Below are 23,863 nucleotides of genomic sequence, written 5' to 3'. Positions count from 1 at the left end.
GAACAACGGGCGAAGTATGCCTCAGGCAACATCGCCGCCGACCAGCCCTCGTGGCATTCACAACTGCTGCGCTCAGCCTCGGCATGGCCGGACTGGTCGGCATCGCCCCCGCGAGTGCGACGACCCAGCCGGGGGCAGAGTCGACCACCGGGGTCGTCATCAACGAGGCGTACCTCTCAGGCGGCAGCACCGGGGCGGCATTCACGAATAAGTTCGTTGAGCTGTTCAACCCGACGGCTGAGGCGATCCGGCTCGACGGCACGTCGTTGCAGTACCGCAAGGCGACGGGCGACGGGCCATTCAGCGGGATTGCGCCGCTCACCGGCATCATTCCGGCGGGTGGTCATTTCCTCGTCTCGGGTGGGAGCAACGGTGCGCAGGGGGCCGAACTTCCGGCTCCAGACCAGACAAGTGGCTTGAACCCGAGTGGAACAAGCGGCACGATCGCCCTCGTCGAAGGTACCGCTGCCGTGGCTCTCACGCCCGGTTCAGTCGCTGGTGTCCCGGGCGTCATCGACGCGATCGGTTACGGCAGCTCGAACACGTTTGAGACCGCTCCGGCGACGGCGCCGAGCGGCAACTCCGACGTGAAGTCACTGAACCGCACAGCCGCAGCCGATAGCGACAACAACTCCGCTGACTTCGTGCTCTCAGCGACGATCACGCCGACGAACGCCTCGGGCGCGACCGCCCCAGACACCGGCACCGATCCGGATCCCGATCCGGGTCCGGGCCCCGACCCAGATCCGGGCGAGACCACGAAGCGTAGCATCGCCGAGGTGCAGGGCACGAGCGATGTCTCGCCGCTGGTCGGACAGACCGTGCAGGTTGAGGGCGTCATTACCGCCGACTACCGCACGGGCGGCTACGCAGGCGTCGCGATCCAGACCGCCGGCTCAGGCGGCGACGCCGCACCGCGCGAGGCATCCGACGGCATCTTCGTCTACCTCGACGGGAAGGATGTCGCGGGCGAGATCGGCGACCTCATCTCCGTGACCGGAGCGGTCAGCGAGTACTTCGGACAGACCCAGATCACCCCGTCCGCCGTCAGCGACGTCGCACTCGTGCAGCAGGAGGCCGGCGTTCCCGCTGCGACCCCGCTGCCCGACTCCGTCGTCGGTGACGCCCGCGAGGCCTACGAAAACATGCTCGTCGCGCCGACCGGCGACTACTTCGTCGCATCCAGCCACCAGCTCTTCAACTTCGGCGCGCTCTGGCTCAACCCCGGCGAATTGCAGGTGAAGAGCACCGAAACGACGCGCCCAGGCCCGGACGCCGACGCGATCGCGCAGGCAAACGCCGACGCCCGCATCTTGCTTGACGACGGCTACTCGATCCAGACGACGAACAACGCCCACCCCGGCGAGCAGCCCTACTTCACGAAGGACACGGTCGTGCGTAACGGCGACACCGTGAACTTCGCCGAGCAGGCGTTCGTGCTGCAGTATGGCTTCGACGAGTGGCGGCTGCAGCCTCAGGCCCCGCTCGACAACACCTCGGCCGAATCGCAGCGCGTGAGCTTCACCGCGAAGAACGCCCGGCCCGCGGCGCCGACGGTCGGAGGCGACGCGAAGGTCGCCGCGTTCAACGTGTACAACTACTTCACGACGCTGCAGAGCGACAACAAGAACGCACGCGGTGCGAAGACCGCCGCGCAGTTCAAGACGCAGAAATCAAAGATCGTCACCGCAATCAACGAGCTCGACGCCGACATCGTCGGCCTCATGGAGATCGAAAACTCGGTGAAGTTCGGCAAGCCCGCAGACACGGCACTCGCTGATCTCGTCGACGGCCTGAACGAGGCGGCAGGCGGCGCGGTCTGGAGCTACGTGCCGACGCCGAAGGCGCTGCACAACGCGGGCACGACCGACTTCATCACGAACGCGATCATCTACAAGAACGACGCCGTGAAGCCGAAGGGCGACAGCCAGACGATCATCGACGAGAACGTGTGGGGCAACGCTCGCGAACCCATCGCGCAGGCCTTCGACATCGACGGCCGCACCGTCACCGTCGTCGCGAACCACTTCAAGTCGAAGTCGGGCAAGGGAGCCGAGCCCGCAGACGGCCAGGGCCACTTCAACGGCGACCGCGTCGCGCAGGCGAAGTCGCTGCTCAGCTTCACCGAGCAGCTCGAGACCAGCTCGGGCAGCCCCGACATGCTGCTCGTCGGCGACTTCAACGCCTACGGCCAGGAGGACCCGGTCTTCGAGTTCACCTCGCAGGGCTGGATCAACACGGTGCCGGCGCTCGCCGCAGGCCAGTACAGCTACACCTTCAACGGTGAGCTTGGTTCGCTCGACCACGTGATCGCCTCGCCGTCGCTTAAGGACTCGCTCACCGGTGCCGCGATCTGGGCATCGAACTCCGCAGAGTGGGGTGACCGCGGTTACGGCTTCGGCGCCACCGATCCGGGAAGCCCGTTCCGCGCGAGCGATCACGATCCCATCGTCGTCGGTGTGAACGCTTCCGCGACTGCACAGCCCGTGAGTATCGACGTTGCGACGATCAACGACTTCCACGGCCGCATCGAGGCTGACGGCAAGGCGGCTGGCGCAGCCGTCATCTCGGGTGCAGTCGCGGAGTTCCGCAAGAACAATCCGAACCTCATCTTTGCAGGCGCGGGCGACCTCATTGGGGCGTCGACGTTCACGTCGTTCATCCAGAAGGATGAGCCGACGATCGATGCGCTGAACCTCGCGGGCCTCGACGTGAGCGCTGCGGGCAACCACGAGTTCGACGAGGGCTGGGAGGACCTGCGCGACCGCGTGCAGGACCGCGCAGACTGGGAGTACATCTCCTCAAACGTGTTCGTCACCGAGACGGGCGAGCCAGCGCTCGCCCCGTCATGGGTGCGCGAGGTCGACGGCGTGAAGGTCGGCTTTGTCGGCGCAGTCACCGAGGATCTCGACACGCTTGTCTCGCCCGAGGGCATCAAGGACCTCGAGGTGCGCAGCGTCGCCGAGTCCGTCAACGACGCGGCAGCAGCGCTGCGCGACGGCGACGACGCGAACGGCGAAGCTGACGTCGTGATCCTGCTCGTGCACGAGGGCGCGGCCACCACCGATCCCGCGACCATCACGCCAGAATCGCAGCTCGGCAAGATCGTGAACGGTGTCGGAGACGACGTCGACGCGATCGTCTCGGCGCACACGCATCTTGCATACAACCACGTCATCGACGGCCGGCCCGTCGTCTCGGCGGGACAGCATGGCGAGAACCTCGGCCTCATGAACCTGCAGGTCGACCGCGACACCAAGGAACTCATCTCGATCAAGAACGAGATCAAGCCCCTCGTTGTCGACGGCGAGCCACAGTACCCAGCCGACCCCGCGGTGCAGGAGGTCGTTGACGCGGCAAAGGCCGAGGCCGACGTGCTCGGCGGCGTTTCGGTCGGATCCATCACCGGCGACTTCAACCGTGCTCGCCAGAGCGACGGCAAGACTGAGAACCGTGGCGGCGAGTCGACGATCGGTAACTTCGTCGCCGACGCACACCTCTGGTCGACTGACGCGGATATCGCGCTCATGAACCCGGGCGGCATCCGCGCGAACCTCGCCCACGCCTCCTCAGGCGAGGGCGATCCCGATGGCAACGTCACCTACCGCGAGGCCGCAACCGTGCAGCCGTTCGCGAACGCGCTCACCACGATCCAGCTCACGGGAGCCCAGGTGAAGAGCGTGCTTGAGGAGCAGTGGCAGCCTGAGGGATCAGCCCGGCCGTTCCTCAAGCTCGGCGTCTCGAAGGGGCTGAACTATCAGTACGATCCGGCAGCCGCGCGCGGCGAGCACATCACCTCGCTCACGCTTGACGGGAAGCCGCTCGACATGGCGAAGACCTACACGGTTGCAGCGAACGCGTTCCTCGCGGGTGGCGGCGACAACTTCGTCACCTTCCGCGAGGGTACCGACCTCCGCGACACCGGCCGCTCCGACCTGCAGTCCATGGTCGAGTGGTTCGCCATCAACAAGGAGGCGACGCCGGATCTCGCACAGCGCGCCGTTGGGGTTCAGATCAGCGCACCCGCGGCTCAGGCGGCCGAGGCGGCCAAGGCGGCTGCGGCCGACGCAGGTGAGTACGCTGCAGGCGACAAGGTGACGGTCGATCTCAGCTCGTTGGCGTTCTCCGCTGGTGAAGCAGTGCCTGAAGCGGTGACTGCGACGCTCGCAGGAAAGGAGATCGCGACGGCCCCCGTCGACACCGCGGTCACTGACGCCTGGGATGAGGCTGGACGCGCAACCCTGAGCTTTACTGTCCCAGCCGGGCTTGCGGGCGCGCAGCAGCTTGAGATTGTCACGAGCGATGGTCTCACGCGGGTTGCTGTTCCGCTTACCCTCGCTGGCGGCGACACTGATCCGGTCGATCCGACCGATCCCACCGGCCCGACCGATCCGACCGATCCCACCGACCCGACCGGTCCGGCCGACGGAGACAAGAACGGCGACGTGAAGCGGGGCGACATCGCCACGACCGGCGGTGACGTGAGCTGGGTCTTCGTGGCCACGCTGGGGCTGCTCGCCCTCGGGGGCGGTTTGCTGCTTGCAGCGCGACGTCGCTTGGTTCGCGATTCCGAGTAATCACTACCCCGCACAGCGGTCCGCCCGTCGCCCTTCGCGGGCGGCGGGCGGACCGCTTGCTGTGTCCAGCAGTGACCCTGAGAGCGTTCACATCGGCGACGCATTGCCGTGCTAGTCTGACGATGCCCAATGACGGGCAGCGGCGGGGACACCCGCCGTCATTCCACAACGGATCGTCCGGCACGTACCTGCCGGTGGAGGAAAATCATGGCATCAGTCACGTTTGAAGGCATTACTCGTGTGTACCCAGGCGCAGATCGCCCCTCGGTAGACCAACTCAGCCTCGACATCGAAGACGGCGAGTTTCTTGTGCTCGTCGGCCCCTCGGGTTGCGGCAAGTCGACCACGCTGCGCATGCTCGCCGGCCTCGAAGAGGTGGATCAGGGCCGCATTCTCATCGGCGATTCAGATGTCACCGACATCGCTCCGAAGGATCGCGACATCGCGATGGTCTTCCAGAACTACGCGCTGTACCCACACATGACGGTCGCAGACAACATGGGCTTCGCCCTGAAGATCGCCGGCGTCTCGAAGGAAGAGCGCGCGGAGCGCGTCCTCGAAGCTGCGAAGCTGCTCGATCTTGAGGACTACCTCGACCGCAAGCCGAAGGCGCTCTCCGGCGGCCAGCGCCAGCGTGTGGCAATGGGCCGCGCGATCGTGCGCCAGCCCCGCGTCTTCCTCATGGATGAGCCTCTCTCGAACCTCGACGCGAAGCTCCGCGTGCAGACCCGCACCCAAATCGCGTCGCTGCAGCGCCGCCTCGGAGTGACGACGGTTTACGTCACGCACGACCAGACTGAGGCGCTCACCATGGGCGACCGCATCGCGGTGCTCAAGGACGGCGTGCTGCAGCAGGTCGGGACCCCGAGCGACCTCTACGAAACCCCAGTCAACGTGTTCGTGGCCGGCTTCATCGGCTCGCCCGCGATGAACCTCTTCCCGACCACGCTCACGGCCGAGGGCGTGATGTTCGGCTCGCTCGCGGTTCCCGTGGGTGTCGGTGGCGCGGCTTCGAGCTCGGTCACCGTGGGCATCCGACCCGAGGATCTCGTGATCGCGGCCCCGGGTGAGCCCGGCATCAAGGTGCAGATCGACCTCGTCGAGGAGCTCGGCGCAGACGGCTACCTCTATGGCCACATGGTGGAAGGCGAGGGCGCGCAGATCGTTGCCCGCGTCGACGGCCGCAACCACCCGCAGGCAGGCGAGACCGTCACGCTCGTGCCGAACCCGAAGCACCTCCACGTATTCGACACCGCTACCGGCGAGCGCCTGTAGCCCGGAGACAACGTTCCTGCTCCAGCCCGGATGCCCCGGTGACGCTTTGGCGTTGCGGCATCCGGGCTGGAGTGCGTCGGGGGCTTCTCAGCTCGGCGATCCCGATATCTTGACGTCGAGATAAATTTGCTTGTTTCAGGTAGACTGGACCGCGGAAATCTGATCGTTGAAACAGGGAGTTACGTTGGCGAAGATCAAGGTTGAAGGCACCGTCGTTGAGCTCGACGGCGACGAGATGACACGAATCATCTGGCAGTTCATCAAGGATCGTCTGATCCACCCATACCTCGACGTGACACTCGAGTACTACGACCTCGGCATCGAGCACCGCGACGAGACCAACGACCAGGTCACGATCGACGCAGCGCACGCGATCCAGAAGCACGGCGTTGGCGTGAAGTGCGCGACCATCACGCCCGACGAGGCACGCGTCGAAGAGTTCGGCCTGAAGCAGATGTGGAAGAGCCCGAACGGCACGATCCGCAACATCCTCGGCGGCGTGATCTTCCGCGAGCCGATCATCATCTCGAACATCCCCCGCCTCGTGCCGGGCTGGAACAAGCCGATCATCATCGGCCGCCACGCATTCGGCGACCAGTACCGGGCGACCGACTTCCGCTTCGCTGGCGAGGGCACCCTCACCGTCGAGTTCGCGCCGAAGGATGGCGGCGAGCCCCAGAAGTTTGAGGTCTACCAGTCGCCCGGCGACGGCATCGCACAGGTGCAGTACAACCTCGACGCGTCGATCGTTGACTTCGCTCGCGCATCGCTGAACTACGGCCTCTCGCGCAACTACCCCGTGTACCTCTCCACGAAGAACACGATCCTCAAGGCGTACGACGGCCGCTTCAAGGACATCTTCCAGGAGATCTTCGACACCGAGTTCAAGGAGCAGTTCGAGGCTGCCGGCCTCACCTACGAGCACCGCCTCATCGACGACATGGTCGCTTCGGCCATGAAGTGGGAGGGCGGTTACGTCTGGGCCTGCAAGAACTACGACGGTGACGTACAGTCGGACACCGTCGCGCAGGGCTTCGGCTCGCTCGGCCTCATGACCTCCGTGCTGGCAACGCCGGACGGCAAGATCGTTGAGGCAGAGGCAGCTCACGGCACCGTGACCCGCCACTACCGCCAGCACCAGCAGGGCAAGCCGACCTCGACGAACCCGATCGCGTCGATCTTCGCCTGGACGCGCGGCCTCGCGCACCGCGGCAAGCTCGACAACAACCAGGCGCTCATCGAGTTCTCGCACACCCTTGAGGACGTTGTCATCAAGAGCGTCGAGTCGGGCAAGATGACCAAGGATCTCGCGCTCCTCGTCGGCCCCGAGCAGGGCTACCAGACGACCGAGGAGTTCCTCGCGACGATCGACGAGAACCTCGCAGCTCGCCTCGCGTAATCTCGCTTCGCTCAGCTGAGTAAGCAGTAGGGGGAGCCGGTGCACAAGCACCGGCTCCCCTTTTGCGTCCCCGCCGGCCGCGCTGCTTCGCTTGCGGCCCCGCCGGTCTCCGCCCGCCCGCCCGGTTGCGACCCTTCACGACCCGATTAATCTATTCTGAGCCTTTCGCGGGCTGCATTGGGCTCACCCTCACGCATTAGGGGCGGAATGGATGTGGATCGCGCGCGATCCCGGCTAGCATCGGGGTATGTCAACGAAGACCTCTGCGGGGGCCGCTGCGCCCTCCCGCACCACGCTCATCACGGGCGCGAGTTCCGGGCTCGGCGCCGAGTATGCGAAGCAGCTTGCCGAGCGGGGCGGCTCGCTCGTGCTTGTCGCCCGCGACCAGGCCGCGCTCGAGGCGTTCGCCGCTGACCTGCGCAAACAGCATGGTGTGCAGGTCGAGGTGCTCGCCGCAGACCTCCTCAACCCGGAAGACCTCGCCCGCGTAGCCCGCAGGCTCACCAGCCGTGAGCTTCCGGTGCACACGCTCATCAACAACGCCGGCTTCGGCCTCCCGCTCGCGTTCGAACAGAATGACATCGAGGCCGAAGCTCGCCACCTCCATCTCCACAATGAGGTGCCGATGCGACTCATGCACGCAGCTCTCCAGCCGATGCTTGCGCGTGGCACCGGCCAGATCATTAACGTCGCATCGGTGGCGGCCTTCATTCCCCGCAGTACCTATTCGGCCGTAAAGCAGTGGCTCGTGACATTCTCCCGCTGGGCGAACGGCCGCTATGCGCCGCAGGGCGTTACGGTCACCGCTGTGTGCCCCGGGTACACGCACACGAATTTCCACGAGCGGCTCGGGCTGCCGCCCGGCGAGGAGGGCATCCCGAGGTGGATGTGGCTCGAGGCCCCGGAGGTCGTCACAGACTCGCTGCGTGATGCGGATCGCGGTAAGGCCGTCTCGATCCCCTCCCTCAAATACAAGCTCATCGTTGCCGCGGCGCGCGTTGCGCCGCCCAGGCTCGCCGCCCGGCTAGCGGAGCGAGGCCGCTAGCGGGGCTGCGCCCCGGTCACTTCCTCAGCCCGCCCAGCAGTACAGTGGAGGAAGTCTGAGCGCGCCACCGCGTGCCGCGGATTCGGGGTCACCGGTCCGCTTGAGTTCGCGGTCTCGCGTTCGGTGCAGGGCAGTCGCGGGTGACTCCCGCCCGGGTAGCCCGCTGCTGCCCACGGGTCGAAGCAGAATATTGAAGGAGTTCTGGTGAGTTTTTTCATCGGTAAGGATCAGGCACACTCGGGGTTCTCGGCGGAGGACGAGCCGGCGCTGCGGATCGACCCCGGCACGGGCGAGCACATCCTGTTCGAGACGTCTGATTGCTCGTACGCGGAAACCGCTGAGAAGGGCAGCAGCGACAACCTTGAGTCGATCATGAACCCGATCACCGGGCCCGTCTACGTGAACGGTGCGGAACCGGGTGACACCCTCATCATCGACATCGTTGACATCACGCTCGGCCACGAGGGCTGGTCGGGATACTTCACCGGATCCGGCGCGCTCGCGGGGGTCATGGGCGACGAACCCTACATGCGCCGCGTCCCGATCTCCGACGGAATGGTGCACCTCACGGACACGATCTCTGTGCCCGCGAAGCCCATGGTTGGCTGCTTCGGTACCGCGCCCGCGACGGGCCGCAACTCGTCGATGGCGCCCGTCTACACCGAGGGCGGCAACCTCGACCTCACCTACGCGGGCATCGGTTCGCGACTGTACCTTCCGGTGCGGGTGGCTGGCGCATACCTCGGTCTCGGCGACATTCACGCAGTGATGGCCGAGGGCGAGGCCTCCGACGTTGCGATCGAGGCTGCCGGCACGATCACGGCGAAGATCTCGCTGACGAAGGAGTTCCAGGTGTCGGCCCCCGCGATCGAGACCGCAGACCAGGTCATCTTCGTCGGGCTCGGTGACACGATCCAGGAGTCCCTCGCTCACGGCTACCAGCGCGCCTTCCGTTTCCTCACCGAACAGCACGGCTTCAGCCGCGGCGACGCGTTCACGGTGATGAGCGCGATGGTCGACTCGGCGATCGGGGGCCCCGCGGGCTCCGCTGCGGTCCCCGAGGGCTCGCCGCTCGCAGCCGGCTCGATCACGACGCACCACGTGCCGAAGTCGATCCTCACCCAGCAGGCCTAACTGAGCCGACGGCCTGCCGGGCGTTCAACCCGCCGCTTCCTCTCCCACCCGATTTTTCTATTCCGACCCTTCCGTGACCTGCACAGGGCTCAGAATAGAAAAAACGGGTGGGTTGAGGTGCCAGAGGTGAGCGCCGCTACCCGGCCAGCAGCTCCCGCACCCGCGGGATCACGTCGCGGCCGTAGAGCTCGATGCTGGTCATGAGCTGCGCGTGCGGCATCGTGCCGTTCGCGTACTTCAGGTCGAAGCGGTCGGCACCAAGCGTGCCGACGGTCGCGGCGATCTTCCGGGCCACGGTCTCGGGGGAGCCCACGTAGAGCGACCCCGAGTCCACCTCGCTGTCGAACTCCGCGCGCGAGGCCTCGGGCCAGCCGCGCTCGCGGCCGATGCGGTTGCGGTTCGCGGCGAAGTGCTCCCAGAGTTCTTCGCGGGCCTGTTCGTCGGTCGCGGCAACGTGGCCGGGGGAGTGCACGCCGAGCGGCATCGGGTCGCGCCCGAGCTCCTGCTGCGCGCTGCGGTAGAGGTCAGCGAACGGCAGGAACCGCGCGGGGTCGCCGCCGATGATCGCGAGCATCATCGGGATCCCGACCTGCACCGTGCGGACGACCGACTGGGGGCTGCCGCCGACGCCGATCCACGCGGGTACGCCGCCCGGGTGCTCGGTCTTCGGGTGCACCTCCTGGTTCACGAGCGGGGTGCGGTGGCGGCCGGCCCACGTGACGGGGCCCTCCTCGCGGAGCTTCGCGAACAGGTCGAGCTTCTCAGCGAAGAGCGTGTCGTAGTCGGCGAGGTCGTAGCCGAAGAGTGGGAAGGATTCGGTGAAGGATCCGCGGCCGAGGATAACCTCTGCCCGGCCGCCGCTCACGCCGTCGAGCGTCGCGAATCGTTCGTAGACGCGCACCGGGTCGTCGCTCGACAGTACGGTGACACCGGTGCCGAGGAGGATCCGCTTCGTCGCCCCCGCGATTGCACCGAGCACGATCTCGGGCGAGGAGATCGCGAAGTCGTCGCGGTGGTGCTCGCCGAGCGTGATGGCGTCGACGCCGAGGGAGTCAGCGAGCTGCGCTTGCTCGACGACGTCGCGGAGCACCTGCGCGGGGTGCGTTGGGGTGCCGTCGGGCTGCCGGGTGATATCCCCAAACGTGTCGAGGCCGAGGACGAGCTGTTCGGGGGTGGCACCTGCGACGGTGCGTGCGTGCGGTGAGGTTTCCATGACGGGTACAACCACGCACCCGCCACCAGCATTCCATGCGCACGAATACAGTTTTCGGGCTAGCCGAGAATGAGGGTGTGGCGCCGACAAACGCGAGTCGCGATCAGTGATGAGCGCGGCCTCATCGCGCTCAGAAGATATGTCCTCAGCGAAGTCAGGAGTGATCTGCAGCACAAAAGACATGGCCTCGCTGAGGACATATCCTTTGAGCGCTTCTGGCTGGGGAGCTTTGCGCCTTCAAAGGGGTGAAGGGGGGGGCTTGCGCGCTGGCGCTACTTGCTGCGGATCGAGGCGATGAAGCCGAGCGTCGCGCCGACGATGCCGAAGGCGACGGCGATGATCCAGTGCACGCCGAGGCCGAGCATCGCACCGACGCCGGCGGCGAGCAGCAGGAGCTCGATGAGAGCGCGACCATAGCGATCCGTCGCGAGCACGGGACGCGGTGACAGGAAGAGTGCCCACAGCAGCACGCTGAGGGCGAGCAGGCCGAGACCTACGAGGATTCCGGGGTAGGGCATCTCCCACCCAATGAAGCCCCACGCGGTGATCACGGCGATCGCGGTGAGATGGAAGAGACCGCGCACCGCCTGCTGCATCATCTGGGTGCGGGCCTGCTTGTCGGATCGAGTTACGCTGCTCACTCGATCCAGTCTACCCGGCGCAACTGGGCGGATCGGCCCGCGGGTGGTTCACCGGCCCGGTAGGCATGTGGTCCATGTGGGCGGGGGATCATAGCCTGGTCAAATAGACCAGATTGCAGCGTGATGCGACGGAGGGTTCGCGATCCACGGGCAACCGAGAGGAACGCATGATCCGCACATCCCATCCCCGCAGCGCCACGCGCACCGCCACGCGCACCGCCGGGCGCACCGCCAAGCGCACCGCCCCCAAGCGGGCGGCCGTCGCCCTCGGCATCGTCGCCGCCCTTGCCCTCGCAGGCTGCGCCCCCGCCGCGCAGGGAGAGGCCGGCGGCGACACCCCTACCGCGGGCGGCACGCTCACCTACGGCAGACTCGCGAGCGCGAATGACCTCGACCTGCACACCCAGATCACCGCGAACAATGCGTTCGCGATCGACAAGATCTTCGAAACCCTCGTGTCGTTCGACGAACAGGGCAAGATCATCGACTGGCTCGCTGAGAGCCACGAGATCTCCGAAGACGGGAAGACGTACACGTTTACCCTGCGCGAGGGGCTGAAGTACTCCGACGGCACCGACGTGACCGCGGGCGACGTCAAGTTCTCGCTCGACCGTAACCGCGCGAAGGAGGGCCCGCTCATGCTCACGGCCCCCATCGACACGATCGAGACCGACGACGCCGCGCGCACCGTGACGATCACCCTCACCGAGCCGTACACGCCGTTCCTCTCGGAGCTCACGAGCTTCGCCTCGGGCGTTATGCCGACCGATTTCGGCGGGAAGAGCGAGGAGGAGTTCCTCGCGGCCCCCATCGGCACCGGACCCTTCGCGGTGAGCGAGTGGGATCCGTCTGGTGACCTGAGCTACGTGAAGAACGAGCACTACTGGCAGGAGGGCAAGCCGCTCCTCGACGAGCTCGTCTACGCCTTCGTCGCCGATGACAACCAGCTGCTGCAGCGCCTGAACGCCGGGCAGATCGACGCCATCGAACAGGTGCCGGCCGCAAACGCCGCGGATGTAGACAGTGGATCGGGCACCGCGCTGCTCAAGAGCGACTCGTGGGCGATGGAGCAGATCTTCTTCAATACGCAGAAGCCCGAGTTCGCTGACCGCAACGTGCGCCGGGCGATCGCACACGCGCTCGACCTCGAGGGCATCGCGCAGGCGACGACCTTTGGCACCGCACGCGCGGCCTCCTCGCTCATTCCGCCGGCGATCGAGTACTCGGCAGCCGACGTGAACGACGGCGCCCCGCAGCTCGCACACGACATCGACGCCGCGAAGGCGGAGCTCGCGAAGTCGGGCTACGCAGACGGGTTCACCGCGACGATGCTGATCCCGAGCGGTAACTCGGCGCGGGCGCAGATCGCGCAGATCGTGCAGGAGTCGCTCGCGGGCATCGGCATCACCGTCGAGATCGAATCGATCGACCTCGCCGCATTCCGCGAACGCTTCAAGGCCTTCGACTACGACTTCATGATCAACTCGGGCCAGTCAGACGCCCCGGATCCCAACGGCCTCATCACCTTCCAGGCCGACCCCGAGGGCTTCAGCAACTCGTACTGGACGCACTACACCAACCCCGAGGTCACGAAGCTCATGCACGAGGGCCGCACGACGCCCGACGGCCCGAAGCGCGAGCAGATCTACCTCGATATCCAGGAGATCCTCGGAAACGACGTGCCCTACATCCCGGTGTACTACTCGCCGAACCTGCACGGCACGACCGCGAAGGTGCACGGGCTCGAGTCGCTGCCGAATGGCACGGTTCGGTTCCAGGACGCCTGGGTGAAGGCGAAGTAGGCCGCACGCTCGGGGGGTCGCGCGCCGCTGCCGGTAACATGAGCGGCGTGCCGGCGGCCCCCAGAACCACAGCGAGAGCGATCCCCAGCGCGCACGGGCGTAGCCTCGGTCGCGAGTTCGGCCGCGCCCTCGGCCGCGTGCTCGGGACCGTGCTGCCGGTCATGCTCGGCGTCGTCACCGCCGTGTTTTTCCTGCTGCGGCTCGTGCCGGGCGACCCCGCCGTGATGATCCTCGGCGACCGCGCGACCCCGGCGGCGATCGCCGAGCTGCGCGCCACCCTCGGCCTCGACGCTCCGCTGTGGCGGCAGTACCTCGACTTCCTCGGCGGCGTCCTCACCCGGGGCGACACCGGCGACTCGCTGCTCACAGGGGTGCCGACCGCGGAGCTCGTGCTCACCCGCGCCCCCGTGAGTCTCGGCATCGTCGCGCTCGCGCTCCTGCTCGTGATCCTCATCGCCGTGCCGCTCGCGCTCGCCGCCGCGCACCGGCCGGGCGGGTGGATCGACCAGCTCGTGCGCATAATCCCAACCGTCGCGCTCGGCATGCCGCTGTTCTGGATCGGCCTGCTCCTCATCATCGTGTTCGCCGTGAACCTCGGCTGGTTCCCGGTGGGCGGCGTCGGGAGCCCCGGAGACGCCCCGCTCGAGCCGCTCCGCAGCCTGTTCCTCCCGGCGCTCGCCGTCGCGCTCGGCATGGCGCCCCCGCTCATCCGCTCGCTCCGCGCACAACTGCTCGAGGTCACCGAGGCGGAGTTCGTGACGACGCTGCGCGCCGCCCGCGTGTCCGAGCGCACGATCCGCTGGAAGCATGTGCTGCGGGGAGCGGCGCTTCCGACCCTCAACCTGCTGAGCGTGAACCTCGCCTACCTCATCGGCGGCACCCTCGTTGTCGAGAAGGTGTTCGGTATCAACGGCATAGGCACGCTCCTGTTCCAGTCGATCTCGAGCCGCGACTTTCCCGTCGTGCAGGCCGTCGCGCTGTACTGCGCGGTGCTCGTCGTGCTCGTCACGCTTGCCGCCCAGGTGCTGTCGGCGCTCATCGATCCGCGGTTGCGGAGGGCGCGATGAGCGGCAGCGCGGGGCAGGCCCCCGTGCGGCCGCTGCCAGCGGGATCCTCCGCTGCCGTGCCAGCCCGGGCGCGCAGCGGGTTCTGGAGGCGCGCGCTCGGCTCGCGCACCTTCGTCGCGGGCGCGCTGCTCGTCACGCTCATCGCCCTGGTTGCCGCGTTCGCTCCGTGGCTCGCGCCGCACTCGCCGACCGCGCAGGATCTCACCGCGGGCCTGCAGCCACCCTCCGCCGAACACCTCTTCGGCACCGACCAGCTCGGCCGCGACGTGTTCTCACGGGTGCTCTTTGCCGCCCGCGTCGACCTCGGCATCGCGCTCGCCGCGGCGGTCACCCCGTTCATCGTCGGCGTTGCCGCGGGCCTCGTCTCCGGCTACTTTGGCCGCGGCACCGACTGGGTGATATCCCGCGTCACCGACACGGTCATCGCGTTCCCCTTCTACGTGCTCGTCATCGCGATCGTGTTCGCCGTCGGGGCCGGGCCCCCCGGCATCATCGTCGCCTTCGCCCTCGTCGGCTGGGTTGGCTACGCCAGGGTGATCCGTGCGCTTACCGCCGCGATGCGCGAACAGGGCTGGGTGCGCGCCGCGCGCGGGGCCGGGCTCTCGGACGCGCGCATCCTCGTGCGGCATCTCCTCCCGAATGTGCTCCCGCAGGCGGTCGTGCTGCTCGCCACCGAGATCGTGCTCATCATGGTCGCGATCGTCACCCTCGGGTTCCTGGGGCTCGGCATTCAGCCGCCGACGCCCGACTGGGGCACGATGATCGCCGACGGCCAGGCCTTCGTCACCTCGCACTGGTGGCTGTCGGCGCTGCCGGGGCTCGCGGTCGTCGTCACGGGTATTGCGCTGTCGCTGCTCGGCGACGGTGTCGGCGACGCGCTGCGGGTGGCGGGGGATCGGCCAGCTCTCCGAGCGCCCCGCCTCGGCAGGCTCGCTGCCCGATCCACCGCTGCCGCCGGAACCGGCCGGCCCGCCGCCCCTCGCCCCGCAACCCCAGGAACACCCCCCGGCACCCTCACCGTGCGCGGCCTCACCGTGGAGTTGGCAGTTGTTGTCGCTTCGCGGCCCGCGAAACGACAACAACTGCCAACTCGGGAGCTGGTGGGCGGTGGGGCCGGGGCCGGGGCCGACGGCACGGATAGCGCCCCCGGGTCCGGCGTCAGCTTCGAGGTCGCGCCCGGGGAAGCGCTCGGCATCGTCGGCGAATCTGGATCGGGCAAGAGCCTCACCCTGCGCGCGGTCGCAGGCCTCCTGCCGCCCGGCACCGAACAGACGGCAGGCGAGGTCGTGCTCGGCGGCCGCTTCGGCATGGTCTTCCAGGATCCAATGAGCGCCCTCGACCCGCTGACCCGCGTCGGCACGCAGCTGCGCGAGGCATGCGCGGCCGCAGGGCTCCAGCCGGCCGCCGCCGGGGCGCGGGTGCGCGAACTCCTCACCGCCGTGCGCCTGCCGGAGCCCGAACAGATCGCCAGGCGCTACCCGCACGAGCTCTCGGGCGGCCAGCGCCAGCGCATCGTCATCGCGATGGCGCTCGCGGGGGATCCCGCCGTACTCCTCGCCGACGAACCGACGACGGCGCTCGACGTGACGGTGCAGCGCGAGGTGCTCGATCTGCTCGACACGCTGCGGCGCGAGCGAGGCCTCACCCTCGTGCTCGTGAGCCATGACCTCGCCGTCGTCTCGCTGATGTGCGAGCGGGTCGCGGTGATGCGGGCCGGGCGGATCGTCGAGACCGGTCCGACGGCGAAAGTGCTTTCGACGCCCAAGCATCCCTACACGCAGCAGCTGCTGGATGCGGTGCCTCGAATTCCGCCCCCGGGGCTCACGAAACCGGCACCAGCTGGCTGCCCGGCACTCGACCCGCCCGTCCTCGACGTGCGAGGCGTCGGGATTCGCTACGGGCAGCGTGAGACCGTCACAGGAGTTTCCTTTGCGGTGCGGGGCGTGGTCGGGATCGTCGGCGAATCCGGGTCGGGGAAAACAACTATTGCGCGGGCGATCGCAGGCGAGCTCCCCCTCGCGGAGGGATCGCTGCACCTGAACGGCGCGGTACTCGGCAGGCAGCCGCGCCGCCCGGGGGCCCGCCGCCCGCGTCGCACGAAGGCCGAGCGGGCGGCGATCCAGCTCATCCCGCAGGATCCGGGCTCCTCGCTCAACCCGCGCCGCCGCGTCGGCGCGCTGCTCGCGGAGGTGGTGCGGGCCCACGTCGCGCAGGAGCGCGCGGCAGCCGCGCGCGAACGCACGACGGCCGCAGCGACCCGCGCCGCCGTGAGAGCGCGCGTGACCGAGCTGCTCGCCGAAGTGAACCTCGAAGCGCGCATCGCCGACGCCTACCCGCACGAACTCTCGGGCGGCCAGCGCCAGCGCGTCGCGATCGCCCGCGCCCTCGCGACCGGGCCGAAGCTCCTCATCGCAGACGAGGCGACGAGCGCCCTTGACGTGTCGGTGCAGGCCGAGATTCTGGCGCTGCTGCGCAGACTCAGAAGCGAGCGGGGCATCGCGCTCATCATCATTTCGCACGATCTCGCTGTGGTGCACGCGCTCTGCGACGAGGTCGTGGTGCTGCGCGCCGGGAGGGTCGTCGAGCAGGGACCGCGGGTACTCTCCGCGCCCGCGACCGACTACGCACGCCAGCTGCTCGCCGCCGTGGTCACTCTCCCTGAGAGTTCACCCCGTGCCCCGCGGGGGCATGATCCGGTACTCTCGTAGCACTCAAGCGCAACTCTGACTTGAGGCCCCACGAGTATGAGCGCAAAGGAGGGGCCGCGTGCGGAACAGTCGACAGGCCCTGCACCGGGGTGAGTCGGTGCGTGCACGGCGGTTGCTGCTCGAGCGCGCTCATGAGCGATTCATCGGCGACGACTCGCTCATCGCAGACGAGGAGTCGCGGCGCTTCTTTGCGACCCAGAGCGAGCTGCGGCCCGTCGTACTCGACTCGTGGTTGCGCGCCAGGCACCGCGCGGTCGACCCAAACCGCGCCCCGGGCGAGGGCATGCTGGAACTCGCAGAGCTTGAGGAGCTGCAGCGCCTGCACCCGATCGCGCGGGTGCTGCCCGTGATCAACCGGCTGCTGCTCGACGAGGCGACGCAGTCGGGGTTTGTGGTCGCGATCGGTGACGCGGCGGGGAGAATTCTCTGGATCGATGGGGATCGCCGCCTCCGCAGCGAGGCCGAGAACATGGGATTTGCGGTCGGCTCCGACTGGTCCGAAGACGCCGTGGGCACCTCTGCCCCGGGGGCCGCCTTGCTGCTCGACGACTCGATTCAGGTGCTCGGCGCGGAACACTACAACCGGGCGGTGCATCAGTGGAGCTGCACGGCGGTGCCCGTGCACGAGCCCGAAACCGGTTCAGTGATTGGGGTCATCGATGTCACCGGCAACGACGTCGCCGCGTCGCCGCACATCCTCCCGCTCGTCGAGGCCACCCGGGCAGCCGTCGAGGCCGAGCTCAAACTCAACGCCATGCGTGCCGCACTCGAGCGCGAGCACGGATCATCGCGCCCGAAAGCGATCGCGCGGGCGGCGTCCCAGCGGGTCGCTCGGCGGGCTGCCCCGCGCCTGATGCTGCTCGGTCGGGATCCCGCGCTGCTCGAACATTCGGGGCAGTTCGTGCAGGTCTCGGGTAGGCACGCAGAGATCCTGGCCGCGCTCGCGCAGGCCCCGAACGGGCTGAGCGCCGCGGTGCTCGCTGAGCAGGTGTACGGAGAAGACAGCGCGGATCGGCGATTGCGGCCCGAGGTGGTGCGCCTGCGCAAGTGGTTGGCGCAGCAGGGATCCGGGCTCGAACTCCTCTCGCGCCCCTACCGACTGAGCGGACCGCTCCGGCTCGACGCCACTGAGACGCTCGAAGCGCTCGAGCGCGGCGCTCACCGACTCGCGCTCGCCGCCTACGAGGGGCCGGTGCTGCCGGGATCCGACGCGCCAGCGGTTGAGCAGCTCCGCAACGAGGTCGACGCAACCCTGCGCGAGTCGATGCTGCAGGCCGCCTCAGTCGAGCTGCTGTTCGAATACGCGCAGAACTGGGCCGTGAACGACGCCCAGGTATGGGAGGCCCTGCTGCACGGGCTCCCGCCGCTCTCGCCGAAACGCACCCGCGTGGTCGCAAGGCTCGAAGCGATCGCGGCCGAATAGTAGCGTGACGCGCGTGGTTGCCGGGGCCTCCGAAGCCTCCGCAACCTAGATGCAACCTTCCTCGACTTACTCTGACATCACCAGGCCGGGCACACTCCAGGCTCGGCGCTTCAGACAACGATGTCAGAGAGAGGTAGCACCATGACTGTCTACGCATTCCCAGGACAGCCCGATTCGCTCGTGAGCTTCAAGAGCCGTTATGAGCACTACATTGGCGGCGAGTGGGTTCCGCCAGTGAAGGGTCAGTACTTCGAGAACATCACCCCCATCACTGGCAAGCCGTTCTGTGAGGTCGCGCGCGGCACCGCAGAAGACATCGAGGCAGCCCTCGACGCCGCACACGCCGCCGCCCCCGCCTGGGGCAAGACGAGCCCGGCAGAGCGCGCGCTCATCCTCAACAGGATCGCCGACCGCATGGAACAGAACCTCGAGATGATCGCGGTCGCTGAGACGTGGGACAACGGTAAGGCCGTCCGCGAGACACTCAACGCCGACATCCCGCTCGCGATCGACCACTTCCGTTACTTCGCCGGTGCCATTCGCGCGCAAGAGGGCAACCTCTCGCAGATCGACGAAGACACGGTCGCGTACCACTTCCACGAGCCGCTCGGCGTTGTCGGGCAGATCATCCCGTGGAACTTCCCGATCCTCATGGCCGTCTGGAAGCTCGCCCCCGCGCTCGCCGCAGGCAACGCGATCGTGCTGAAGCCCGCCGAGCAGACGCCGGCATCGATCATGGTGCTGTTCGACCTCATCGGTGACCTGCTGCCGCCCGGCGTCGTGAACATCGTGAACGGTTTCGGCACTGAGGCGGGCAAGCCCCTCGCCTCGAACAAGCGCATCCGCAAGATTGCGTTCACGGGTGAGACGACAACCGGCCGCCTCATCATGCAGTACGCGTCGGAGAACATCATTCCCGTCACGCTCGAGCTCGGCGGCAAAAGCCCGAACATCTTCTTCGACGATGTCGCGGCGAAGGATGACGCGTTCTGGGACAAGGCGCAGGAGGGCTTCACCATGTTCGCCCTCAACCAGGGCGAGGTCTGCACCTGCCCGTCGCGCGCGCTCATCCAGGAGTCGTTCGCCGACGACTTCCTCGACAAGGTCGTCGCTCGTACCGAGCTCATCAAGCGCGGTAACCCGCTCGACACCGAGACGATGATGGGTGCGCAGGCGTCGAACGACCAGTTCGAGAAGATCAAGTCGTACCTCGACATTGGTCGGCAGGAGGGCGCGAAGGTGCTCACGGGCGGCGGCGCTGACGACCTCGGCGGCGAGTTCGCCGGCGGCTTCTACATTCAGCCGACCATCTTCCGTGGCGACAACTCGATGCGCATCTTCCAGGAGGAGATCTTCGGGCCGGTTGTCTCGGCGACGACGTTCACCGACTTCGACGACGCGATGAAGCTCGCAAACGACACCCTGTACGGGCTCGGCGCGGGTGTCTGGAGCCGCGACGGCAGCACCGCGTACCGCGCGGGCCGCGCCATCCAGGCCGGTCGCGTCTGGGTGAACAACTACCACGCCTACCCCGCGCACGCGGCGTTCGGCGGCTACAAGTCGAGCGGCATCGGGCGCGAGAACCACCTGATGATGCTCGACCACTACCAGCAGACGAAGAACCTGCTCTGGAGCTACAGCCAGACCGCGCAGGGCTTCTTCTAAACCACCCACGAGCGGGGTGGGGGTCGCCCCCTCACGATCCCCACCCCGCTCACCCCGCTGCACCGTCGCAGCACCGAGAAAGGAATACCACCCATGACCACCAACACCATGCGTGCGGCCAGTGTGCCGGCGTTCGGCGAACAGCTCGCAGTCGGCGACCAGCCGGTTCCCACCCCCGGCCCGGGCCAGGCGCTCGTGCGCGTACTTACCACCGGCGTCTGCCACACCGACCTCCACGCGGTCGAGGGCGACTGGCCCGTGAAGCCGGCACCGCCGTTCATCCCCGGTCACGAGGGTGTCGGCTTTGTCGAGGCGATCGGCGAGGGCGTCACGAACGTCGCGGTCGGTGACCTCGTCGGTAACGCATGGCTGTGGTCGGCGTGCGGTCACTGCGAGCACTGCCGCACCGGCTGGGAGACGCTCTGCGAGCAGCAGCAGAACGGTGGCTACTCGGTTGACGGCTCGTTCGCTGAGTACATGCTCGTCGACGCCACCTACGCGGCGGTCGTCCCGGCGGGCTCGGACCCCGTCGAGGTCGCGCCCGTGCTCTGTGCGGGGGTCACCGTGTACAAGGGCCTGAAGATGTCGGGCGTGCAGCCCGGCCAGTGGGTCGTCATCTCGGGCATCGGCGGGCTCGGCCACATCGCGGTGCAGTACGCGGTCGCGATGGGGATGCGCGTCGCTGCGGTCGACATCGCAGACGACAAGCTCGCGCTCGCGAAGAAGCACGGCGCCGAGATCACTGTGAATGCGATGAAGGAGGATCCCGTCGAGGCGATCCAGCGCGAGACCGGTGGGACGCACGGCGTGCTCGTCACGGCGGTGCACCCGTCGGCGTTCGGCCAGGCGATCGGCATGACCCGCCGCGGCGGCACGATTGTGTTCAACGGTCTGCCGCCCGGGGACTTCCCTGCGCCGATCTTCGACATCGTGCTCAAGGGGCTCACCATCCGCGGCTCGATTGTGGGAACCCGCCAGGACATGATCGAGGCGCTCGACTTCTACGCGCGCGGCCTGATCCATCCGACGGTTGCCGAGCGGCCGCTTCAAGACGTGAATGACGTGCTCGACGAGATGCGGGCGGGCAAGATTGACGGACGCATAGTGCTCAGGCTCGCAAGCGCCTAAGCTGCAAGGCCCCGGGGGAAACCTCGGGGCCTTTTCCCATTGTGGGATCCGCGCCAGGATCCCATTCCAGAACAGGAAGGAGAGGACATGACTCAGGACACGATTCCAGGCACCATCGACGCTCGCCCGGAACTGGCAGGTGAGAGCGTGAGCAGGCTTGCGTTCACGCCAGACGCGCTCGCGCTCATCGAGCAGCTGTGGGCGATGCACGGGCCGCTGATGTTTCACCAGTCGGGCGGCTGCTGCGACGGCAGCGCTCCGATGTGTTACCAGGAGGGCGAGTTCAAGACCGGCGGGCAGGATCTGTTGCTTGGCACTCTCGAGCTCCCGCCGCTCGACCACGGTGCCGAGCCACGCGAGATCGGGTTTTGGATGTCGCGCGAGCAGTTCGACGTCTGGGCGCACACCCACCTCACGATCGACGCGGTGCCCGGTCGCGGCGGCGGCTTCTCGCTCGAGGCCCCGGAGGGAAAGCGGTTCTTGATTCGCTCTCGTCTGATGTGACGAGCGTGGCGACCCGGTTGCTTGCTACGCTTGAGCAACCGGGTTCCACGACAAACGAGGTGCGCTATGGGATCGATCATGAACTGGCTGAACGGCCTGCTTGATGGGTCGCTGCTCGCGGGCGGCATCTTCCTCGTCATCGGCGTGGTCGGCGGCGTGCTGCTGCTGCTCTCGCTCGTGCTGGACGGGATCTTTGACGCGTTCGACTTCGGTGACGGCCCGCTGAGCCTCACCACCATTGCGGCATTCACCGCGATCTTTGGCTTCACGGCCTTCGGCTTGGTGGGGGCCGGCGTCCCCACCCCGCTCGCGGGACTCCTTGGCGCGGTTGCAGGCGTCCTCGGCGGCGCTGCCGCCTGGTGGCTGAGCCGTGTCATTCGCGGCGCGGAGTCGACGACCGCCGTCACCGGCGACGAGCTCGTCGGGTCGGAGGCGGGCGTCGTGCTCGCGATCCCCGCGGGCGGACTCGGCGAGGTCGCGCTCGTGCGGCACGGCGAAAGGGTGTCGCTCTCGGCAACGGCCGAGACAGCGATCCCGCGCGGCGCGCAGGTGCGCATTACTCAGACGATTACCGCAACTTCGGTGCGCGTTGAGCTTGTCTCAGCAGCGGCCGGCCCAAGCCTGTAACAGCCAGCGGCGACGCTGGAATCCCGAAAACTGACCCTCCTGGGAGAGAACATGTTCTTCATTACCCCCGCCATTGTCGGCGTCTTCGGCGCGGTCGTCGCGCTCGTACTCATCGCGCTGGTCATCATCAAGCGCTACCGAATCGCGAAGCCCGACGAGGCGATCATCGTCACCGGCGGGAAGGGGAAGGAGGTCGCGGCGGCGCAGGGCGGCACGATTCGTGACCTCTCCGGTCAGAAGGTTGTCACCGGCGGCGGTGTCTTCGTGCTGCCGTTCGTGCAGAAGTCGTTCACGATCTCCCTGCGCTCGCGCCGACTCTCGATTACCACCGAGGCGCAGACGACCGACGGCATCACCATGCAGGCGCAGGCTGTCGCCGTCGTGAAGGTTGGAGGCACGCAGGAGATGATCCGCGCCGCCGCACAGCGCTTCCTCTCGAACTCTGATGAGATTGATGAGTCGACACAGGAGGTGCTGTCGGGCTCGCTGCGTTCGATCATCGGTGGTCTGACGGTGCTGCAGATCATCCGGGATCGCGCAGTCGTCGCTCAAAGCGTGCTCGAAGCTGCCGAAGAGGCGCTCACGAAGCAGGGCCTCGTCGTTGACACACTGCAGATCCAGGAGATCCGCGACGGCGCCGACTACATCACGAACATCGGGCGGCCCGAGGCTGCGAAGGTGCGCCAGCAGGCGGACATTGCCGAGACCAATGCGTACCAGGCGTCTGAGGAAGCGAAGATCGCCGCTGAGAAGGTGCTGCTCGACCGCAACCGTGAGCTGAAGCTCCGCCAGGCCGAGATTCAGGCCGAGACGGATAAGGCGAACGCGCAGGCGCAGGCTGCCGACCCGCTCGAGCAGGCGATCCAGCAGCAGGCCATCGTCGAGCAGCAGCAGATCACCGCGCAGCGCGAGGTGGCCCTCCGCACCGAGAAGCTCAACGCCGACGTGCGCGCGGTCGCCGAGGCAGAGGCCTACCGCCTCGAAGCGCTCGCGAAGGCAGAAGCCGCCGCCGCTGTGTCAGCCGCTGATGGCCGCGCGCAGGCCGTCGAGCGCGAGGGCCTCGCCGCCCGCGCCGCGCGTATCGCCGCGTCTGAGGCAGTCGCGGCCGAGGGCCGGGCAGAGGCAGAAGCGATCGAGGCAAAGGGTACCGCCGAGGCGGTCGCCGTCGAGGCGCGAGCTCGCGCACTTGAGACGCAGTCACAGGCGGTGCTCGCGCAGGAGCTCATCCACCGCCTCCCCGAGATCGCGGGCGAGTACGCGCAGGCGATCGCTGGGATCGACAGCTTCACCGTCGTCTCCGCAGACGGCACCTCGCGAGTCGCTGGCGACGCAATGGGCAACCTCAAGGGGCTGCTCGAAATGGCGAAGGAGACCGTTGGGGTCGACCTCGTCGGCATGCTCAACGGCGTCGTGACCGGCAGCGCGGCGGGTGCCGCGGCGGGTCGCGCAGCGAACCCCATGGCGGCCCGCGCCGCCGAAGGTGAGGGGCCCGCGCGCGGAGAATCGCGCGAGACCCCCGAGCTTGGCTCGATGGATTCCGCTCAGGGGCAGGCCGGGAATGCCTCCGGGCTGGCCGCTGCCGACACCGATCAGGGCCAGGACACCGCTGCTGATCCCGCGTAGTGTGCCGGGCCCATGCGCGGTAACCCTGTCCG

The 23,863-nt window shown here is 67.7% G+C and carries 16 protein-coding genes; 14 read left to right on the top strand and 2 right to left on the bottom strand.

Features of this window, described 5'->3' with window-relative positions; genetic code table 11:
- Positions 1–50 precede the first annotated feature (50 nt).
- The 5 genes from ACI1US_RS03635 to ACI1US_RS03615 all read left to right on the top strand — a co-directional run bounded on the left by ACI1US_RS03635 (position 51) and on the right by ACI1US_RS03615 (position 9,430).
- Complete coding sequence (locus ACI1US_RS03635) at positions 51–4,577, top strand: ExeM/NucH family extracellular endonuclease (RefSeq protein WP_461638234.1); 4,527 nt, start codon at positions 51–53, stop codon at positions 4,575–4,577.
- Between the two features lie 207 nt (positions 4,578–4,784).
- The gene (locus ACI1US_RS03630) at positions 4,785–5,852 is read left to right on the top strand and encodes an ABC transporter ATP-binding protein (protein ID WP_416550072.1); all 1,068 of its coding nucleotides are present in this window, start codon (positions 4,785–4,787) and stop codon (positions 5,850–5,852) included.
- 184 nt (positions 5,853–6,036) lie between these two features.
- A complete protein-coding gene (locus tag ACI1US_RS03625) occupies positions 6,037–7,251 on the top strand; it encodes an NADP-dependent isocitrate dehydrogenase (RefSeq protein ID WP_416550073.1) in 1,215 nt (404 codons plus the stop codon).
- Positions 7,252–7,498: 247 nt separating this feature from the next.
- Positions 7,499–8,296, top strand: coding sequence for an SDR family NAD(P)-dependent oxidoreductase (locus ACI1US_RS03620; RefSeq protein ID WP_461638231.1), 798 nt, complete (start codon positions 7,499–7,501; stop codon positions 8,294–8,296).
- 204 nt (positions 8,297–8,500) lie between these two features.
- Positions 8,501–9,430, top strand: a complete 930-nt coding sequence (locus ACI1US_RS03615; protein WP_461638229.1) for an acetamidase/formamidase family protein — start codon at positions 8,501–8,503, stop codon at positions 9,428–9,430.
- Positions 9,431–9,566: 136 nt separating this feature from the next.
- Here the strand turns inward: ACI1US_RS03615 and ACI1US_RS03610 are convergent, their stop codons facing one another.
- Together ACI1US_RS03610 and ACI1US_RS03605 are read right to left on the bottom strand one after the other, a co-directional pair.
- Positions 9,567–10,643 carry an LLM class flavin-dependent oxidoreductase gene (locus ACI1US_RS03610; protein ID WP_461638330.1) on the bottom strand — a complete coding sequence of 359 codons (1,077 nt, stop codon included), beginning with the start codon at positions 10,641–10,643 and terminating at the stop codon, positions 9,567–9,569.
- A gap of 272 nt (positions 10,644–10,915) precedes the next feature.
- Complete coding sequence (locus tag ACI1US_RS03605) at positions 10,916–11,284, bottom strand: DUF2568 domain-containing protein (protein WP_461638227.1); 369 nt, start codon at positions 11,282–11,284, stop codon at positions 10,916–10,918.
- Positions 11,285–11,451: 167 nt separating this feature from the next.
- On the opposite strand from ACI1US_RS03605, the gene ACI1US_RS03600 reads away from it, so the two are divergent.
- The 9 genes from ACI1US_RS03600 to ACI1US_RS03560 all read left to right on the top strand — a co-directional run bounded on the left by ACI1US_RS03600 (position 11,452) and on the right by ACI1US_RS03560 (position 23,831).
- Positions 11,452–13,086 (top strand): ABC transporter substrate-binding protein, encoded by a 1,635-nt coding sequence (locus ACI1US_RS03600; protein ID WP_461638225.1) that lies wholly within the window; start codon positions 11,452–11,454, stop codon positions 13,084–13,086.
- A 38-nt stretch (positions 13,087–13,124) separates the two neighbouring features.
- Positions 13,125–14,153: an ABC transporter permease gene (locus ACI1US_RS03595; protein ID WP_461638223.1), complete on the top strand. Its 1,029-nt coding sequence runs from the start codon at positions 13,125–13,127 to the stop codon at positions 14,151–14,153.
- Positions 14,150–16,861: an ATP-binding cassette domain-containing protein gene (locus tag ACI1US_RS03590; protein ID WP_461638221.1), complete on the top strand. Its 2,712-nt coding sequence runs from the start codon at positions 14,150–14,152 to the stop codon at positions 16,859–16,861. The genes ACI1US_RS03595 and ACI1US_RS03590 overlap by 4 nt, the downstream gene beginning before the upstream one ends.
- A 58-nt stretch (positions 16,862–16,919) precedes the next feature.
- Positions 16,920–18,284 carry a sigma-54-dependent transcriptional regulator family protein gene (locus ACI1US_RS03585; RefSeq protein WP_461638219.1) on the top strand — a complete coding sequence of 455 codons (1,365 nt, stop codon included), beginning with the start codon at positions 16,920–16,922 and terminating at the stop codon, positions 18,282–18,284.
- A gap of 141 nt (positions 18,285–18,425) precedes the next feature.
- A complete protein-coding gene (adh, locus tag ACI1US_RS03580) occupies positions 18,426–19,949 on the top strand; it encodes an aldehyde dehydrogenase (protein WP_416550074.1) in 1,524 nt (507 codons plus the stop codon).
- A gap of 108 nt (positions 19,950–20,057) precedes the next feature.
- Positions 20,058–21,077 (top strand): alcohol dehydrogenase AdhP, encoded by a 1,020-nt coding sequence (gene adhP, locus ACI1US_RS03575; protein WP_416550078.1) that lies wholly within the window; start codon positions 20,058–20,060, stop codon positions 21,075–21,077.
- Between the two features lie 87 nt (positions 21,078–21,164).
- Positions 21,165–21,581, top strand: a complete 417-nt coding sequence (locus ACI1US_RS03570; protein WP_416550075.1) for a DUF779 domain-containing protein — start codon at positions 21,165–21,167, stop codon at positions 21,579–21,581.
- Positions 21,582–21,647: 66 nt separating this feature from the next.
- On the top strand, positions 21,648–22,208 hold the full coding sequence (locus ACI1US_RS03565; protein ID WP_416550076.1) for a hypothetical protein: 561 nt from the start codon (positions 21,648–21,650) through the stop codon (positions 22,206–22,208).
- A gap of 51 nt (positions 22,209–22,259) precedes the next feature.
- Positions 22,260–23,831 carry a flotillin family protein gene (locus ACI1US_RS03560; RefSeq protein ID WP_461638216.1) on the top strand — a complete coding sequence of 524 codons (1,572 nt, stop codon included), beginning with the start codon at positions 22,260–22,262 and terminating at the stop codon, positions 23,829–23,831.
- Positions 23,832–23,863 lie beyond the last annotated feature (32 nt).

The organism is Leucobacter sp. BZR 635, from assembly GCF_048061935.2.
GTDB lineage: Bacteria > Actinomycetota > Actinomycetes > Actinomycetales > Microbacteriaceae > Leucobacter.
The sequence above is the reverse complement of the archived record's forward strand: the minus strand, read 5'-3'. Positions and strand labels throughout refer to the sequence as shown.